At 49.4% G+C, this 16,532-nt stretch carries 16 protein-coding genes; 8 read left to right on the top strand and 8 right to left on the bottom strand.

The genetic code is table 11. The features are described 5' to 3' along the window. Positions 1–40: 40 nt before the first annotated feature. On the bottom strand, positions 41–316 hold the full coding sequence (locus GmarT_RS05695; protein WP_002645853.1) for a carbon storage regulator: 276 nt from the start codon (positions 314–316) through the stop codon (positions 41–43). 471 nt (positions 317–787) lie between these two features. Here GmarT_RS05695 and rpmB point away from each other — a divergent pair, with 471 nt between their 5' ends. From rpmB to gatB, 4 genes are all read left to right on the top strand, one after another. Further along, a complete protein-coding gene (gene rpmB, locus GmarT_RS05690) occupies positions 788–1,048 on the top strand; it encodes a 50S ribosomal protein L28 (protein WP_002645854.1) in 261 nt (86 codons plus the stop codon). Between the two features lie 30 nt (positions 1,049–1,078). Further along, positions 1,079–1,369 carry an Asp-tRNA(Asn)/Glu-tRNA(Gln) amidotransferase subunit GatC gene (gene gatC, locus GmarT_RS05685; RefSeq protein ID WP_002645855.1) on the top strand — a complete coding sequence of 97 codons (291 nt, stop codon included), beginning with the start codon at positions 1,079–1,081 and terminating at the stop codon, positions 1,367–1,369. Between the two features lie 101 nt (positions 1,370–1,470). After that, positions 1,471–2,928, top strand: a complete 1,458-nt coding sequence (gene gatA / locus GmarT_RS05680; protein WP_002645856.1) for an Asp-tRNA(Asn)/Glu-tRNA(Gln) amidotransferase subunit GatA — start codon at positions 1,471–1,473, stop codon at positions 2,926–2,928. Positions 2,929–3,004: 76 nt separating this feature from the next. Beyond that, positions 3,005–4,489 carry an Asp-tRNA(Asn)/Glu-tRNA(Gln) amidotransferase subunit GatB gene (gene gatB, locus GmarT_RS05675; RefSeq protein ID WP_002645857.1) on the top strand — a complete coding sequence of 495 codons (1,485 nt, stop codon included), beginning with the start codon at positions 3,005–3,007 and terminating at the stop codon, positions 4,487–4,489. A 91-nt stretch (positions 4,490–4,580) separates the two neighbouring features. Here the strand turns inward: gatB and GmarT_RS05670 are convergent, their stop codons facing one another. The 6 genes from GmarT_RS05670 to GmarT_RS05645 all read right to left on the bottom strand — a co-directional run bounded on the left by GmarT_RS05670 (position 4,581) and on the right by GmarT_RS05645 (position 9,951). Further along, positions 4,581–4,973: a metal-sulfur cluster assembly factor gene (locus GmarT_RS05670; protein WP_002645858.1), complete on the bottom strand. Its 393-nt coding sequence runs from the start codon at positions 4,971–4,973 to the stop codon at positions 4,581–4,583. A gap of 146 nt (positions 4,974–5,119) precedes the next feature. Beyond that, the gene (locus GmarT_RS05665) at positions 5,120–5,428 is read right to left on the bottom strand and encodes a Rieske (2Fe-2S) protein (protein WP_002645859.1); all 309 of its coding nucleotides are present in this window, start codon (positions 5,426–5,428) and stop codon (positions 5,120–5,122) included. A gap of 39 nt (positions 5,429–5,467) precedes the next feature. Beyond that, positions 5,468–6,805, bottom strand: a complete 1,338-nt coding sequence (gene sufD, locus GmarT_RS05660) for a Fe-S cluster assembly protein SufD (protein ID WP_002645860.1) — start codon at positions 6,803–6,805, stop codon at positions 5,468–5,470. 116 nt (positions 6,806–6,921) lie between these two features. Then, complete coding sequence (gene sufB, locus GmarT_RS05655; protein WP_044237414.1) at positions 6,922–8,346, bottom strand: Fe-S cluster assembly protein SufB; 1,425 nt, start codon at positions 8,344–8,346, stop codon at positions 6,922–6,924. A 114-nt stretch (positions 8,347–8,460) separates the two neighbouring features. Then, positions 8,461–9,258 carry a Fe-S cluster assembly ATPase SufC gene (gene sufC / locus GmarT_RS05650; protein ID WP_002645862.1) on the bottom strand — a complete coding sequence of 266 codons (798 nt, stop codon included), beginning with the start codon at positions 9,256–9,258 and terminating at the stop codon, positions 8,461–8,463. A 69-nt stretch (positions 9,259–9,327) separates the two neighbouring features. Then, positions 9,328–9,951, bottom strand: a complete 624-nt coding sequence (locus tag GmarT_RS05645) for a helix-turn-helix transcriptional regulator (protein WP_002645863.1) — start codon at positions 9,949–9,951, stop codon at positions 9,328–9,330. Positions 9,952–10,405: 454 nt separating this feature from the next. Here GmarT_RS05645 and GmarT_RS05640 point away from each other — a divergent pair, with 454 nt between their 5' ends. Together GmarT_RS05640 and GmarT_RS05635 are read left to right on the top strand one after the other, a co-directional pair. Then, positions 10,406–12,094 carry an alanine/glycine:cation symporter family protein gene (locus GmarT_RS05640; protein WP_197994374.1) on the top strand — a complete coding sequence of 563 codons (1,689 nt, stop codon included), beginning with the start codon at positions 10,406–10,408 and terminating at the stop codon, positions 12,092–12,094. A gap of 114 nt (positions 12,095–12,208) precedes the next feature. After that, positions 12,209–12,646: a universal stress protein gene (locus GmarT_RS05635; protein WP_002645866.1), complete on the top strand. Its 438-nt coding sequence runs from the start codon at positions 12,209–12,211 to the stop codon at positions 12,644–12,646. 9 nt (positions 12,647–12,655) lie between these two features. Here the strand turns inward: GmarT_RS05635 and GmarT_RS05630 are convergent, their stop codons facing one another. After that, the gene (locus GmarT_RS05630; protein ID WP_002645867.1) at positions 12,656–13,447 is read right to left on the bottom strand and encodes a 3-keto-disaccharide hydrolase; all 792 of its coding nucleotides are present in this window, start codon (positions 13,445–13,447) and stop codon (positions 12,656–12,658) included. Between the two features lie 496 nt (positions 13,448–13,943). Here GmarT_RS05630 and GmarT_RS05625 point away from each other — a divergent pair, with 496 nt between their 5' ends. Together GmarT_RS05625 and GmarT_RS05620 are read left to right on the top strand one after the other, a co-directional pair. Further along, the gene (locus GmarT_RS05625) at positions 13,944–14,999 is read left to right on the top strand and encodes a DUF3500 domain-containing protein (RefSeq protein ID WP_002645868.1); all 1,056 of its coding nucleotides are present in this window, start codon (positions 13,944–13,946) and stop codon (positions 14,997–14,999) included. Between the two features lie 628 nt (positions 15,000–15,627). Continuing rightward, positions 15,628–16,515, top strand: coding sequence for a sugar phosphate isomerase/epimerase family protein (locus GmarT_RS05620; RefSeq protein WP_002645871.1), 888 nt, complete (start codon positions 15,628–15,630; stop codon positions 16,513–16,515). Positions 16,516–16,532 lie beyond the last annotated feature (17 nt).

Below are 16,532 nucleotides of genomic sequence, written 5' to 3'. Positions count from 1 at the left end.
GGCTACTCTGCCGTCAGCAGCAGTTGTCTCACACTTTTCTCTAGCAGACCAGTCGGGCTGCTTCGACAACCGATAAAGTTGCTCGGATGCCGGCTTCAGACAGAACCTCGCCGTCCTGATCCTTTCCCAGCCCTTTGATCACCGGTTGTTTTTCCATGTCTTCTTCTTCCTCGAACAATTCAGCCCGGACGACTCGCAGTTCATCCGGTGCATCAATGCCGATTTTGATGGAACCTTTCCCCGTCCGAATCACTTTTACAAGAATGTCATCACCAATTCGGATTCCCTCAGCCAACTTCCGTGTCAAAACCAGCATCGTTGTCACTCCTTTTATCGTTAATAAATCTCATTTCAGATTTGATCTTTGGTTTACCTTACTGCAATCCAGCCTGTCCACAGGTGATTGCCCTGTCTGATCAATGGTATTTGCGATTTGTGTGCCAATGTCAGATCTTCCCCAGGCCATTTCCCGCAAGACATTTCCTCATAAAGACTTAAAATTATTCTCTTTTTCGAGCGATCATTTCGCGCGGGTTCGTTTTTTCAAAAAACTGTCCCCAATAGTACAATTTGCAATCCTCTGAAATCAGATTGAGAACACATTTTTCAAGTTTTCCGGCTGGGGCAATCGATAAGTCAGTGGCTTCGGTTGCATTCTCAGGCGGGGAAAATATACTATTGGGTTCCTCAGCTGGCCGAATCTGTTAATCTGCGGTCACTTTACGTCAATTGAAATCAGCAAATGCTGACCTTTTCAAAACCCACTAGATAGTTAAAGAGTATACAAATGGGTCAGAAGTGTGATGCCTGTGGCAAGACTCCTGTAGTTGGTAATCGAGTTCGTCAGCGCGGTAAATACAAATACCTCGGCGGTAACGGACGTCAGACAACCGGCGTTTCCAAGCGCGTCTTCCGTCCCAACCTGCAGAAAATTCGGGTTCAGGATGGTGGCAGTGTGGTCACCCAGCGAGTTTGCACGCAGTGCATTCGCTCCGGTAAAATCACCAAAGCCGTTGCTAAAAAACCGTTTACGCTACCTGCCAGCTAATACAGACTCCTGCTCTCGAGTAGATCGACCATGAGCACTCAACTTACTCAGGACGAAGTTCTGAAAGTCGCTTCACTCTCCAGGCTGAAGCTTTCCGAAACGGAAGTGACCGCCTTGGGAGAACAGATGGGGTCCGTGCTGAAATATATAGCCATGCTGGACGAGCTGGATACAGCTGATATTGAACCTATGGCACATGCAATTGAGATTTCGAATGTCTTTCGGGACGATCAACTGCAGAAAAGTCTCCCCCGAGAACAGGCGCTGTCCAATGCCCCCCAGACAGACGGGAATTATTTCCTTGTTCCCGCGATTCTGTAATTGACCGGCGTCTTTATCCTTGAGCACATAAAAGCAATAATCCAAGGCCCGGCTTGCTGACAAGTCGGGCCTTTAAAACTTATATGGAGACTCGACAGTCCATGTCTATTACTTCAGCCACCGCCAGTGAACTGCTGGCGAAAATGAATGCCGGAGAAGTCAGCAGCGAAGAGATTACCGCAGCCTGCCTGCAGGAAATCGCCCGTCGAGACGACAGCATCAATGCCTTTCTTTCGTTACAGGGAGAAACGGCACTGGAAGCGGCTCGCGCAGTCGACCGGAAACGGAAAGCCGGCGAACCCCTGGGAAAACTGGCAGGCATTCCGGTTGCCCTCAAAGATAACATCTGTGCCAAAGGTGCTACCACCACCTGTGCCAGCAAAATGCTGGAAGCATTCACTCCCCCTTATGACGCCCATATCGTCGAACAGCTCAGAGCAGCAGACGCGGTCCTGATCGGCAAAACCAACCTCGACGAATTCGCCATGGGTTCATCAACTGAGAATTCCGCTTTCAAAACAACTGCGAACCCGTGGAACACGAAGTGTGCCGCCGGGGGGTCCAGTGGTGGCTCCGCTGCCGCCGTCTCCGCCGGTTTTGCTCCTCTCTCACTGGGCAGCGATACCGGTGGATCCATCAGACAGCCAGCAAGCTTTTGTGGAGTTGTCGGACTGAAACCAACCTACGGACGCGTGTCACGCTACGGACTGGTCGCCTTCGCCAGCTCACTCGATCAGATTGGCCCCTTCGCTCGTGACGTGACGGATGCCGCCCTGCTGCTGGAAACCATCGCCGGTAAAGACCAGCGTGATACCACCAGCCTGGACGCAGACGTTCCCTCTTACACAAAGAATCTGGAACAGCCACTGAAAAACTTGAAAGTCGGCTATATCGAACATCTGCACGAAGAGGGCCTGCACGAAGATGTGAAAGCAGCCACGCAACAGGCACTCGAGGTTTACAAATCGCTGGGCGCGGAACTGATTCCTGTAGAACTCCCGCATGCCAAATACTGTGTCGCCACCTATTACATCATTGCCCCGTCTGAAGCCTCCAGTAATCTGGCCCGCTACGATGGCGTACATTACGGTCATCGTGCGAAACAGTTTGACAACATGATCGACATGTACGCTGCCAGTCGTGGTGAAGCGTTCGGCGATGAAGTCAAACGCCGTATCATGCTGGGGACCTATGCTCTCTCTTCCGGCTACTATGATGCGTACTACCTCAAAGCACTCAAAGTCAGGCGACTGATTCGCAATGACTTCGAACAGGCGTTTCAGAAAGTGGATATTATCGCCTCGCCCGTCACCCCCACTCCGGCGTTTGAGATTGGCGAACTGGTGGACGATCCACTGGCGATGTACCTGGCTGACATTTTTACAACCAGCGCGAACCTGTCAGGTATCCCTGGCGTATCGATTCCCGCGGGCATGAGTCAGAATCAGCTCCCGATAGGTCTGCAGTTGCTCGCACCGCCGCTGGAAGAAGCGCGACTGCTGCGTGCCGCCCGGATGTTTGAACGGGAAACAGACTGGCATTTGAAGCGTCCTGAATAGCCGACACGAAGCCAATCCTGACATAGAAGATTAAAACCAGATACTTTAGATACTGAATAAAGGGTAGCGTGACAGCATGGACTATACGGTCATTATCGGTCTTGAAGTCCACGTACAGTTACAGACCAGAACCAAGCTTTTCTGTGGCTGTTCAACGAAATTCAACCCGGATCATCCCAATACACAGACCTGTCCAGTCTGCCTGGGATTGCCTGGCGCACTTCCGGTTTTAAATCGGGAAGCCTTTCACCTGGGTATGAAAGCCGGCCTGGCAATCAACTGCGAAATCCCCTCGTTTACCAAATGGGACCGCAAGCAGTACTACTACCCGGACCTCCCTAAAGCATATCAGATCAGCCAGTATGACCTGCCCATGAGTCAGAATGGATGGCTGGAAATTGAAATTGATCCGGAAACCCGTGAAACCAAAAAAGTAGGAATCATCCGGGCTCACCTGGAAGAAGACGCCGGCAAAAACAGCCACGATGAATCAGGACGGGGACAGGACAGTAAAGTCGACCTCAACCGCTGCGGCACCCCGCTGATCGAAATAGTTTCCGAGCCAGACCTGCGTTCCGCCCAGGAAGCCCGTAAGTACCTGGAAGAGCTGAAACTGCTACTGACTTACATTGATGTTTCCGACTGCAACATGCAGGAAGGCAGCCTGCGTTGTGACGCGAACGTCAACCTGCATATTCACCAGGAAAACGGAGAGTCCATCCCCACTCCGATTGTAGAGATCAAAAACCTCAACAGCTTCCGCGGCGTTGAACAGGCAATTGAATTTGAAGTCAAACGCCAGTGGGAAGCGTGGCAGGAAACGAAACTGAGCCTGCATGATATTCCCAAAGAAACGCGTGGCTGGGATGCCGACCGGGGAATTACACTGGAACAACGAGGCAAAGAAGAAGCGGCCGACTATCGCTACTTCCCGGACCCCGACCTGGCACCGGTAACTGTCACCGACGCAGAGCGGGATAAAGTAAGCGGTGAACTCTGCGAACGACCGGCGCTCCGTCGAAATCGTCTGGAAAAAGAATTCCAGCTGTCTGCCTATGATGCAGCCGTGATCATCGACCAGGGCCTGGCATTTGCAGACTACTTTGAACAAGTTGCCAAAGGCTGCCAGAACGGGAAACAGGCGGCCAACTGGGTCACCCAGGATGTATTGAGAGAACTGAAAGAGGGTGGACTGGAAATCACCGCCTTTTCCATTAAACCGGACGTGCTGGCTGCTTTACTTGAGAAAGTGGAAAGCAGTGAAATTACCACGAAAAGTGCCCGCACCGTTTTTCAGGAACTATTGAAGTCTGAAGATGCTGTCCCCGGCGTGGAATCAATTCAGTCCATCATTGAAGCCAAGGGACTGGCCATGGTTTCTGATACCGGCGCACTGGAAGCTGCGGTTCAGGCAGTCGTGGCAAAGAACGAAAAAGCGGTCGCCGATTTCCAGAGCGGTAAACAGGCGGCCGTTGGGGCGTTAATTGGGCAGGTCATGCGGGAAGTCAAAGGCGCTGATCCGAAAGTAGTGCGGGAGCTCCTGATTGAAAAGATGAGTTAAGCAACTCCCGGAATCATAGCCTTGCAATTTCACACAAGAAGGCTCAGCAAAGACAGGATGCGTTATCCTGGCCTATTTTGATCCGGTCCGGTTAAAAAATACCCAGTTCATCACGTGCGTCATCAGTCATTAACTCGGGTGACCATGGGGGCGACATGGTCAGCTGAATGCTGGCTTCATCCACGTCATCCAAACGCTCTAATGCCATCTTCGCCTGCGTGATGATCTGAGGGCCGGCAGGACAGGCAGGGCTGGTTAATGTCATCGAAACATTGACCTTGGCCTGATTCTCTTCAGATCGCTTGACATCATACACCAGTCCCAGATCCACAATATTGATATTCAATTCCGGATCAATAACCTGCTTCAGCGCATCAACCAGAGACTCGTCGCCTCCGACTCCTCGAAAGGCAGAAAATACGGGCAACTGTTCTTCCGTCTTGTCCTGATCTTCTCCAGTCTGCTTATTGATTTCGTCTGACATAATCCTTATCCCTTTATATTGTGATGCACCTAAACATCCATTTAATATAATATCGATGATAGTACTTAAAAATATGATTATTAGAAAACGGCCCCTAGAGCCGCTCGATTCGGTTAAACCCGGTCCATATCATGAATGCCGTCAATTTAATGACGAACGAATATCTTCTGGCCTTTGACTTCCACTTCAAACGTCTGAATTGGCTTGGTGGCAGGCATACAGAGCGCTTTTCCAGTCACAAGATCGAAACGCGCTCCGTGGCGGGGACAGATAATCGCACCTTCTTCGATGCATCCATTGGTCAATGGTTGTCCATCATGGGTGCATACATCTTCAATCGCCAGAAACTGATCTTGAATACGAATCAGGAGAGCAGGTGTATCGCCAAGAAACACATCCAGCCGATCTGCGTCGCCAAAATCATTGATTGATGCAATCTCTTCGAAGTCAGGCATATTCTGTGTACTATATAATTGTCTGTGATCAGCAGAATACTACCGACCAAATCCTAATTTTTTGATAATGGCCTGATTTAGAGTCTCACGCACCACCTCGACCGGGATCCGGTCAAATACGGTCTGAAAGAAACCTTCCACAATCATATGCATCGCTTCATATTCTGATATACCCCGCGACATACAGTAAAAGATCTGCTCTTCGTCCACGCGACCTGCGGTGGCTCCGTGAGTGCAGCGAACATCGTCGGCTTCAATTTCCAGGCCGGGAATGGCATCACCACGACAGGTTGGCGAGAGCATGAGTGAATCATTACGCTGGTAGCCATTGGTCTGCTGACCTTCCGGTTCAACCCGGATCATTCCTCGCCAGATAGCCCGTGAATGATCGCGAAGCACCTGTTTATACAGGAGATCGGATCGGGTTTCAGGAGCATTATGAGCCTGTTTTGTGTAAAAAGAGTGAATCTGCTGATCGGTAGAGAAAGTCACGCCATTGACTTCTGCTTCTGCTCCCCGACCATCCAGCACCACATCCTGATGGATATGAGCCAGTTTGGCGCCGATCCCACCAACGGTCCATTGCAGGAACCCGTTATTCTCAACTCGACCGGCCTGATGGGCAATGTGCCAGACTTTATGATTCCAGTTCTGCAGCTGGACATATCGCAGCCGGGCCTCTTTGGCCAGGATCAACTCGACAGCCCCGGAGTGCAGGCCCAGATTGTCTTCGGACGTCGAAGCCGTTTCTTCCAGCAGTGTTGCCGAGGCACCCTCTTCCAGAATCACCAGAGTGTGACTGAAGTCGGCAGCCTTTTCAGCCTGTAGCGTAATCAGGCTATGCAGGGGGGCATCCACAACAACATTGCGAGGCACGTATAAAAAAGTGCCTCCTGTCCAGAACGCAGCATGCCATGCTGAGAACCGGTCTGTATTACTGTCAACGGCCCTGGTCATGAAATACTTCTGAACCAGATCGCTGTGTTCGCGTGCGACTGATGCCAGATCGCCGAAGATAACTCCTTTGGCAGTCAGCTCATCCGAAAGTTCACTTGAGATCAGCTGGCCATCCACATGCGTAACATGCCCGGCAAATTCAGCCTGCTCTTTCAACAGCGTGGATGCCTGCTGCGTCTCCGCCGACTCTAATCCGGAGCTCAACTGAAACCGATCAGGCCTGAGTGCCCGTAAATCCACTCGACGATACTCTTCCGGATCCAGTTGAGTTTCCAGAAGTTCCGAGTAACGCTTGAAGGCCTGACGTCGCGATTCTGTCACCCAGGCGGGTTCGTCTCGGGTCGCCAGAAATGCCTCGAAAGCGGCTTCACTAAATCCAGCCGGGATGTCAGCAGAGGTATTAACGGATGAAGTACTCATACTATTGTCTGTTATGCTTTCAGTAACGATTTAGAAGAACTTCAAACCCGTTCAATGAGCTGAAGTCTGCTTACTCAAATTTGAATGATAATGCTTCTCAGTTTCCGCTCGCTGGATTAACCAATGGAGCCTTCCATCTGAAGTTCAATCAGGCGATTCATTTCGACGGCATATTCCATCGGCAGTTCTTTTACCAGAGGCTCAATGAAACCTGTGACAATCATCGAAGACGCTTCAGCTTCTGTCAGTCCGCGACTCATCAGATAAAACAACTGCTCTTCACCGATTTTGGAAACGCTGGCTTCGTGTTCGATCGCCACATCGTTGTCTTCAATTTCGATATAAGGGTAGGTATCACTGCGACTCTCCGGATCCAGCAACAAGGCATCGCAGACCACATTGGACTTACAGCCATGTGCTTCCGGATCCACTTTCACCAGTCCGCGATAGCTGGACCGTCCGCCATCTTTGGAGATACTCTTGGAAATAATCCGGCTTGAAGTATTCGGAGCACAATGCACCATCTTGGCGCCGGCATCCTGGTGCTGCCCCTTACCTGCGAAGGCGATCGAAAGGGTTTCGCCACGGGCACCTTCGCCCATCAGAAAGATGGCGGGATACTTCATGGTCAGCTTGGAACCCAGGTTACCGTCAACCCATTCCATCAGGGAATCTTCGTAGGCATGCGCCCGCTTGGTAACCAGGTTATAAACGTTGTTTGACCAGTTCTGAATGGTCGTGTAACGGAACCGGCCGCCCTTCTTGACGATGATCTCAACGACGGCTGAGTGCAGACTGTTTGAGCTGTAAGTCGGAGCCGTACAACCTTCCACATAATGGCAGGAAGCACCTTCATCGACGATGACCAGGGTCCGCTCAAACTGGCCCATATTTTCCGAGTTGATGCGGAAATAAGCCTGCAGTGGAAATTCAATATGAACACCGGGAGGCACATACACGAATGAGCCACCAGACCAGACGGCCGAGTTCAAAGCAGCAAATTTGTTATCATCGGGAGGAATAATTTTACCGAAATACTCCCGGAACAATTCGGGGTGTTCCTTCAGAGCCGAGTCCGTATCGGTAAACAGAACTCCCTGTTTGGCCAGATCTTCCTGCAGGCTGCCGTAAACCACTTCAGATTCATACTGTGCTTTTACACCAGAGAGAAATTTCTTCTCGGCTTCGGGGATCCCCAGACGATCATAAGTCTTACGAATATCATCAGGAACATCTTCCCAACTTCGTTCCTGCCCTTCAGAAGCGCGCACGAAATAATGGATATCCTGGTAATTGATCTCATTCAGATTCCCGCCCCATTGCGGGGTTGGTTTCTGCTCAAAAATCTCAAAGGATTTCAAACGAAAGTCACGCATCCAGGCGGGCTCATTTTTCATCTCTGAGATCTGGGCCACCACTGCGGCATTCAAGCCTTTTTGACCGGTAAATACGTACTTATCGGTGGGGTCATGAAATCCGTATTGATATTCTCCGATATCAACGTTTTCATTTTCGGAATTAGTATCCAACTTAGTAGACATTTCAGATTCTCCCACTCTGTATTAAAACCATTCCAAAAGGAAGTGGCGTAACTGCTTCAATTGATCGTAATTCGTAACGAATATTTTTTGTCGTTCTTTCGCAGAGCCTGCAGGTCAGACGGCTTCGACAACTTCTTCTGCTGCCGCATCTGGATGACGTTCCCGCACGCTGGAGTAGCCATGTTCGTGAAGTTCCGCGGCCAGGCTGGCATCTCCCGTTTCGACAATACGGCCAGCCAACATTACATGTGTAAACTGCGGCTGATTGAATTCCAGTAACCGCTCATGGTGAGTGATGATCAGCACTCCCATTTCAGGACCGGTCAGACGGTTCAGACCTTCACTGACGACCTTGACGGCGTCACTGTCCAGACCACTGTCGGTCTCATCCAATACGGCAAACTTGGGCTTAAGCATGGCCAGTTGCAGAATTTCCATCCGCTTCTTTTCACCGCCGGAAAAACCATCATTCAGGTAACGACGTGCCATTTCCAGATCCATACCCAGTTCACTCATCTGATCCCGGAGCTCTTTGCGGAACTCACGCATCGGAATCAGTTTTTCGCCTTCCTTACGATCCGGATTGCGAACATTGGACATCGCATGCCGCAGAAAGTCCGCGACTTTGACACCCGGAATCACAACTGGATACTGGAATGCGAGAAACAATCCGAGGCGGGCCCGTTCATTGGGATCAAGTTCTGAAATATCGGTGCCATCGATTTCCACTTTACCTTTGGTAATTTCATAGCTCGGGTGACCGGCCATCGCATAGGCCAGCGTACTTTTCCCTGAACCATTGGGCCCCATCAGAGCATGTACTTCGCCCTGCTTAATTTCCAGGTTAACCCCTTTTAAAATCGGAGTTCCAGAAACAGATACATGTAAATCAGAAATTTTCAACAAACTCATTTTCGTATTTCACCCTGTCATCCGGAGTTCTGAACGCATTCAGAAACAGCAAATAAATTAAAATCAGACTTAACTGATATGTGCTTCGAACTCACAGCAGTGATGCCCATCCAGACAACACTCTGAGAGATTCATTTTGGTACCTAAAACTCGCTCGAAAACCCTCTGTTCCAGCTCACAAATCGAGGCATCACCACTGGCAATGTCATGGTAAGGGCAATTATGCTCCCGCAAAATCGGAAGGGGCCCCGTATGATCCAGCTCAACGACAAAGCCACGCTCTTCCAACGCCTGCTTTAACTGTTCCATTCGCCCCTGGAGCGAAGGCGCATCTACATTTCTTCCATACTGCTGAACCAGAGCGGTTTGAATCCGCGCTGCCAGTCGACAGCGCAAATCTTCATCATCAATCCCTTTCAGTTCTTCCCAGAGAATATTTGCCAGCTCGGCGTAATTATCCCCGAGCAATCGCATCCCCAGACTTGTTACGGAATAGGTATAGTGAGGACGACCTCGCCCCTCCTTCACCTGAGTCCGTTCAATCAGTTCCAGACCCTGTAAACGAACCAGACGCTGTCGGACTGCCGTCGCGGTTACGCCTTCCTGTTCACAAATCTCGTGAATCGTTGCTGACTTAAGGCGATTGAGCCCCAGCAGAAAACTACGGTCATTTTCATCAATCGAAACACGCATGAATCGTTTTCTATCCGCAATGAAAAAAGGAACTGATGACCTGTAAAGAGAGTGATTTGAAGCATCAGAATCACCATACACTCAATTCTCTTTATACCAGCATCCTAGGCAGATCGGCTATTTTTGACAACCAATATTGTCAAAAATCAATAATTGAGATTCAGTTTCAAAAGTCGGGAACTTTTTGAGGCTTTTTCAAGATACGTCTTGGAACGTAAATCTTTATTTGATAGTCTCATACAACGATTATGAGAACGGCGAGACAAGGAGCGCTCACGGGATGTATTTTGATTATCTCTAAACCTGCCCTGAAAACCAACCCAGGCCAATTACAAAATTAAGGAAAAGCAGTAACAGACCGTGCTTTTTTTCGCTTTGGACACTGTAAACAAACTTAATTTCAGTTTGATCTGAATCCGCGGCTACTGTTAACTGCAAATGGGAATAGACTCTTATGAAATTCGACCGGCCCTCAATCTCGAACGCAATACGCTCCAGCATGGCGGCACTCCTGATTTTTTCGATCCTCTTCTCAGCGGCTTCGCCCCTGCAGGCATATCAGGACAACCCGGCGCCGGAATCGGCGACCGAAGCGAATGCCCCTTCAACAAAGGCTGAATCCAATTCCGGACTGGCTCGTTTTGAACGAGGTGTTGATCAGTTGTTTGGTATATTTAACGGATATGTGGCAACCGTCTTCTTTTTCCCGATTCCGCTGAACTCGCACCAATATCATTCCGGCGGTGGAGTTCCTCTCGCCGTACTCTGGCTGGTTATCGGGGCGACCTACTTCACCTTCCGAATGAATTTCATCAATCTGCGCGCTTTTAAACACTCGATTTTACTAGTCATGGGGAAATACGATGACCCAGAGGACGAAGGTGAAGTCACACACTTTCAGGCACTGACAGCCGCCTTGTCTGCTACTGTTGGTTTGGGAAACATTGCCGGAGTTGCAATAGCGATTGCTACCGGCGGTCCGGGAGCCATGTTCTGGATGATGCTGGCTGGACTGCTGGGCATGACATCCAAGTTTGCCGAATGTACTCTGGCACAAATTTACCGCCGCATTAACCCGGATGGTCGTGTGATGGGAGGACCGATGTGTTATCTCTCAGTCGGTCTACAAGACCAGTTCCCTGGTAATTCCTTTATGAAAGGGTTGGGAAAAACACTTGCCGTTTTCTTTGCGATACTATGTATCGGCGGCTCACTGGCAGGAGGCAATTCGTTTCAGGTCAAACAATCCCTGGGTGCTGTTGCTGAGACGATCCCGATATTGAAAGATAACAACCTGGAGTGGGTCTATGGGATTGTGATGGCATTTTTCGTGGGGATCGTCATTATCGGTGGGATTCGCAGCATCGCCCGTACGACAGAAAAAATTGTGCCGCTGATGTGCGGCATCTACATCCTGGCATGCCTGGCAATTATCATAATGCAGGTTGAACAGATACCCGCCTGTTTCAAGGCGATCTGGGATGGTGCTTTCAGCGATAACGCGATGTATGGCGGCTTCCTGGGCGTGTTGATCATTGGATTCAAGCGGGCCGCGTTCTCAAACGAAGCGGGAGTCGGCTCCGCAGCCATTGCCCACTCAGCCGCGAAAACAAAATATCCGGTCAGGGAAGGTATCGTCGCATCGCTGGGCCCGTTTGTCGATACGATCATGATCTGTACCATGACCGCACTCGTGATGATTATTACGGGCGCTTACAATGACCCTCAATACGCAGACCTGATTAAGTCTGATAATGGAGCCGCTCTGACTTCAGCGGCCATGAATTCTCAGATCCCCTACTTTAATTATGTGTTATCAGTTTCCGTGATCCTGTTTGCCTATTCAACGATGATCTCCTGGTCCTACTATGGCGAACGTTGCTGGGCGTTTCTGTTTGGTGACAGCGCGAAAATTTCACTGGCCTATCGTATCCTGTTTCTTATCTTTGTGGTGCTAGGCTCGGTCGTTTCAGCAACCAATATTCTTGACTTTGGTGATTTAATGATTTTGGGCATGGCATTTCCCAATATTCTGGGAGTCCTGCTCCTCTCCAACCGGGTCAAGCGGGAACTGGATGGCTACTGGAGCCGGTATAAGTCAGGAGAGTTTGATAACACAACCTCTGCCTCTGAAGGCAAATGAGCGTCCAATTTCTGATACCGTTCTGAGATTACCGCTGTCTGCACCAGTCTCATGATTATAAAATACAGACAGTTGTTATCCTTCACTCTCATTCATTAATGAAAGCACTGGGTTATGAGTTACTTCACCGGAAAAAACATCCTGGTTCCCGTTGATTTTTCTGAAAGCTCACTGGAAGCCATCAAAAAGGCTATCCAAATTTCAGAAGACGCTGCAACGGTAACTGTCGTGCATGTAATGGTACCACTTGATCTGGTTTCACCGGGTGTGCTTTTTGGAGGGCTGACCGATGAAAAACGGACAGAACACGTGAATAAACTGGCCAAATCAGAATTTGACAAACACCAGATTGAAGGCGTGACCTTCGAAACGCTGGTCGGCGACCCCGGAATTAAGATTGCGGACTATGCGAAGGACCATGCCACCGATCTCATCGTGATTCCATCGCACGGTTATACCGGCATCACCAGGCTGGCCCTTGGTTCTGTCGCGGAACGGGTTCTCAGGCACGCCCCCTGCCCGACGCTGGTACTCAGGCAACCAAAACCATAATCATCCAGATCAGGGTTGATCGGGCTTTTGCTGTGCAACAGGTTCCTTGGGTTGTGCTGCCGGTTCGGAAGCAAGCACTTCCACAACCAGTTTGCGAAAATGAATTTCAGAACCTTCACTCTGCAAAGCAATCGCCCCTTTGCTTGGGTCACAGCCGGTGACTTCCCCCAGTTTGGCTCCGTTAATCATTACGGAAATATTTCCGGATCGGCAAGTCAGTACGCATTGATGCCATTTTCCGACTGGTAAATCCAGAGGCATGGTCGGGGAAAGTTTATTAGCAGATTTGGCACCACTTCCGGGCGTGGGAAAAACATAACCAGCCTCGGGACGATGTAACTGAACCTGAAATGCTTTCGGCCAGACTTTATCCGGCTCTGCAGTGAATAGTAAAATCCCACTGTTGGCATTCGGGTCGTTAGGATACATCCACTCCAGACTGAACTGAAAATTTTCGTATACCTTCTGCGTACGAATATAACCGTACGGTTTTCCGGAACAGACCAGGACGCTGGGTTGATCTTTTCCACCACTGATGACCTTCCAGGTCACATTCCGATTGGCCTCTTTCTCTTCTTCACTGATGTACTTCCAGTGATCCCAGAAATTTCCGCCATTCAACAGTTTTTCCGGCCCCGGTAACTGGGGGGCGGGAGCAGCCGTTTTGTCTGCTGGCTTTGGTTCAGATGCTTTCTCTCCGGCTGGAACGGCAGGAGGCTTCTTTTCACCCGCGCCAGAATTTGCTGGAGGTGTTGCTGCCTGCGCATGCGCTGGCGAATTGCATAACGATAGATCGGCCATGCTTACGATCACGAATAGCAAAGCAAATCGTTTTCTTATTTTAATTCGATTTTTAATTCGATTTGAGTGGACAGTGAACTGCCTCTCTTCTACCCAAAGTCGATGAAGAATGTATAACACGCTGTTATTGCCCGACTTGACTGTTAAAAGAAACTGTTTCTGGAAATGTAGATAAGAGAATTAGACATTCTAAACCCATACTCATCAACATTCAATTACGGTCATCGCTCCAGTCACCAGATTTCACAAATGGCCCAACCGGAACACTGAACACAACATCACACCAACAGCCTAACACCGGGTACAGCCTGTTACCAGCACGAAATCCGCACATTTCCCGACCCGGGAGCAGATCAGGCAGCACCAATCTCACAATCGTTCGCTGAAACAGGAAACAGGAATTTTATTTGACGTCCAAGTTGCAGCGCTGATAGACTGTTTTGATCACGGAACGTTATGATCTCTCCCTCCACTTTAAGAAATGACTGGTGCCCCCATGCAATTTGACCCACACCCTTCATCACCTGAATTGAATCCTGACTCTTTCACAATCACTCGTCGTCACTTTGTCAGAACCATGGGTGCGGCGATCGCCGGTACTCCCTTCCTCGGAGTCGATGGACTGCTGGCAGGTCAGACCGGAGACGCAGCTAAAACTACCGCACCAGAGCCTCTCGTCAAACAGTTATATGAAAGCATGACTCCGACACAGAAATCAAAAGTCTGCTTTGACTGGGACCATAAAGATAAAAACGGCCTGCTGCGTCAGCATGTCCGCGCCAACTGGAACATCACAGAGCCCATTGTAAACAGCGACTTCTTTACAAAAGACCAGCAGGAAAAAATTGAAGCCATTTTCTTTGGCCACTTCAATCCCAGTTGGCATAAAAAAATCCGTAAACAGTTAATGGACGACCAGGGCGGTTACGGAGAAGACCAGTCCATTGCCATCTTCGGCACACCCGGTACCGATCAGTTTCAGTTTGTCATGACAGGACGACATACGACTGTCCGCAGCGATGGAGACAGTGCTGAACACCTGGCATTCGGGGGGCCGATTTTCTACGGTCATGCTGCTGAAGAATTTAATGAAACAGCAGGACACCCGGGCAATGTATTCTGGGAGCAGGCTCTGAAAGCCAATCAAGTTTACAAGATCCTGGATGGCAACCAGCGTAAAGCGGCCCTGATCCCCAAGGCACCACCTGAATCGAAAATTCAATTCAAAAAATCTCCTGACCAGATTACCGGTTTACAGATTTCCGATATGACGAAAGATCAGAAACAGGAAATGCAGTCTGTGCTGAACCTGTTAATCGAACCTTTCCGCACTTCGGACCAGAAAGAAGTCAAAAAATGTATCGAGGCTCAAGGCGGTCTCGACAAGTGTCGTATTTCCTTCTACCAGGCAGGCGACATCGGCAATGATGGAGTCTGGGATAACTGGAGACTGGAAGGCCCATCTTTTGTCTGGCACTATCGTGGTGCCCCTCACGTGCACGTCTGGGTTAACATCTCAGCTGATCCACACACGCAGATCAGCGCTACCTGACCTGCGTTTCGCAGCGCAAGCCGACGCGGCTCACATGACGGAAGCAGTCCTGTTTGATTTCAGGACTGCTTCTGCTGCATCGTAGACTTTCCGCATCGTGAATATCACATTGCCAAGTTCCTTTAAGGCAATCAGAAATCTTTGAAGCAGTATGCCTGATAAGAAATTCATATTTTGATTCGACAAGATAAAGTTGATTTACTACATGTCATTTTTTCCGGGCCAGCAGCAAACGATTTCAGAAATCGTTGACACATCATTTACAGTTCGTTTCAACAGCATGAGATTTCACCTCCTGTTTAATTTTATAAACAGGCAAACGCGGAACCATGAAACAACGTTTTTATTGAACTCATTAAAAACGAGGTTCAATGTCGGTTGACTTTCTGAGTGGATAAGCAATATTGGTTCTTAGTCAAAATCGTTTTTCCTTTTTTACTATGGAAAAATTTTTGCGATCACTTATGATACACTCCAAGACATGACATTGGTCAAATCAGATCGTTGACCCAGCCTGTCAGACACTCCTGGATTATCATTCACTGTGTAAATTTTTGTTATTTCCAGTTAGTAACTTCGCACTAACTGTTAATATACCTGATCTCCTCTCCAGACTGCAGGTGGCCGAGTGACTAAAGAGCTTCTCTCACAGCGTAAAGTCAATTCGTTCTCAACTTCTTCTTCGACCTCCAAACCTGATCATGCCAACCCAGTCCTTTCGTTGATCGATCGAATTTCGATCAATCAAATCACCACTTACCACTGGTCTCTGGAAGAAAGTCTGCGTGGCCTCGTAGCCTGCGGTATTCCTGCCGTCGGTCTCTGGAATCGAAAAATTCTGGACCTGGAAACTGCACAGTCTGCAGAACTGGTGATCGATTCGGGAATCAAGGTTTCGACCATTTCCCTGGCAGGTGGTTTTACCGGTTCTAACGAGTACCCTTTCGAAGAAGCCATCACTGACGCCATCCAGTTGATTGAATTTGGCGGACAGGTCAACGCGGCGGCAGTGCAGATCGCCAGCGGTCCCCGCGCCGGACATACTTTGAACCATGCTCGCGAACTGACCGTTGATGCCCTGAAGAGGCTCGGGGATGTTGCTGCCTCGAATGGCACGCGCCTGGCTCTCAAAACCATGAAAAACCCACTGGCGCGCAACTGGACCTTTCTCAACTCGATCGAATCGACATTGGAACTGATAGATACCTGTCAGCATCCAGCAGTCGGAATTGCGATTGACCCTGCCCACATTTGCCTTGAAAACTCTGCAAAAAACCTGATCGCTGATATTATCTCGTTAATCGCGGCGGTACAGATTTCAGAAATTGAACCTGGAGAATCAGTTCAGGAACTGTTTCCGGATTTTGATGTCATGGAAGCCATCAATGATGCTGGATACCAGGGTTACTATGACCTGGAAGTCTGGTGTGAACACTTCTGGCAATCCGATTATTCAGAGACACTCACCAATCTGCGCCTTGCCTGCCAGTCTGAAACTCCTTCTCAGTTCAGTTGAGAACTCTGCGAGAGAAC

The organism is Gimesia maris (genome assembly GCF_008298035.1).
In the GTDB taxonomy this organism is placed as follows: Bacteria; Planctomycetota; Planctomycetia; order Planctomycetales; family Planctomycetaceae; genus Gimesia; species Gimesia maris.
Note: the sequence above shows the minus strand (reverse complement) of the source record. Positions and strands in the feature narration are given on the sequence as shown.